This is a genomic window from Paenibacillus sp. P4_E11 (genome assembly GCF_056401635.1).
This window is the reverse complement of sequence record NZ_JBFUIX010000678.1, coordinates 1-638: the sequence shown is the minus strand read 5'-3', so window position 1 is coordinate 638 and position 638 is coordinate 1. Positions and strand designations below refer to the sequence as shown.

Genomic DNA, 638 nt, shown 5'->3' with positions numbered 1-638 from the left:
GACTGCCATTTTTCCTTAAATATGTGCCTAAAGAAGAAACAAAAACTGGAAATCTCGATATTGTCGGTGCTATTTTATTTACGCTAGCGATTACGGCAATTTTGATGGGAATTAACGTTTCTAGTTGGCTACTTCTTGCAGCAGCTGTTCTGTTGTTTCTTTTTTACTTGCAAAGTAAGCGAACAGCCGATCCATTTATCGATATTGAAATTTTAAAAAACCGCTCATTCCGCTTGGTTCTTCTGATGAGTTTTTTAAATACGATCACATATATGGGAACGTTGTTCATCCTACCGCTGATGCTTTCAAAAGCAAACGGTTTATCATCCGATTGGATAGGGCTCGTATTATTCCCAGGCGCTCTTCTCACGGCAATATTGGGATCACAAGTTGGCCGTTTAATTAAGTTAAAGGGTAGCCGATTCATCAATCAATGGGGTTTTGTTTTGATGGCTGTCGCTTGTTTCGGACTTTCTACAATTGTTGGGTTTTCTCCAATTTGGATTTCACTGATGTCCATTTTCATTTTTTTAGGTTTTACAGCGAATCAAACCGCATTTTCCAATTATATATCGGAAATTTTACCGATTAAGCAAATTGGGATTGGGATGGGCTTATTTACATTAATGACATTTTTG

1 protein-coding gene is annotated in these 638 nt (G+C 37.5%); it reads left to right on the top strand.

The annotated features are described in order from the left end of the window. Positions 1–638, top strand: a 638-nt coding sequence (locus tag AC1DWB_RS36880) for an MFS transporter (RefSeq protein WP_477545989.1), incomplete at both ends; no start/stop codon positions are given.